The following is a 612-nucleotide window of genomic DNA, read 5'->3' as shown; positions in this document are numbered from 1 at the left end:
GGCCCAGTCGGCCCGAAGCTGCGATTTTGGCCAGGTTGAAGAACGAACACTGAACGCTTGATTGATTCTACCAGGACCGTTGCTGACCACCGACCTCGTAGATATCGGCTTCCATGGAGCAATTGTAGCTCTCTGCGATGTTGAACATCTCGGAGAGGAGGCTTTGGATTTCCTCATCAAGGGAAATGCCATCCGGATCGGGGTCATAGGCGACGGTCAGTTTGTAATCACAATTGCCGTTTTTTACCATGGCGTAGTCGCGTTCCAGCATCGCCTCAATCCGCTCCCGAGCGGGTTTTCTACCTCTTCCACGCTTGTTGAAGTTCTCGATAATCAGATGCAGGGCGATGCTGGCAGTGGGCGGCTTTTCCGGCAGTTTGGTCTGTGACGGAATAATGTCGAGCGCCCGATAGACGGTCATTCGTGAGACCTTCAGGTCGCGGGCAACGCGGGCCTTGCTGGCGCCGGCGGCAAGGCGACGGCGGATTTCATCGTCATCGACGTTCTTCTTCCGGCCTTTGTAAACGCCTTCGGCGCGCGCCGCTTCGATCCCGGCGCGCTGACGATCCTTGATGAACTTCAGCTCCATATCGGCGACCATGCCGAGTATGG

The 612-nt window shown here is 56.5% G+C and carries 1 protein-coding gene; it reads right to left on the bottom strand.

Going from position 1 to position 612, the window contains the following annotated elements; all coding sequences use genetic code 11:
- Positions 1-67 precede the first annotated feature (67 nt).
- Positions 68-612, bottom strand: a 545-nt coding sequence (locus EWH12_RS22055; protein WP_129927831.1) for a recombinase family protein, incomplete at its 5' end; no start/stop codon positions are given.

It is taken from the genome of Sphingobium cupriresistens (genome assembly GCF_004152865.1).
Taxonomy (GTDB): Bacteria; Pseudomonadota; Alphaproteobacteria; order Sphingomonadales; family Sphingomonadaceae; genus Sphingobium; species Sphingobium cupriresistens.
This window is presented reverse-complemented; position numbering and strand designations above follow the sequence as displayed.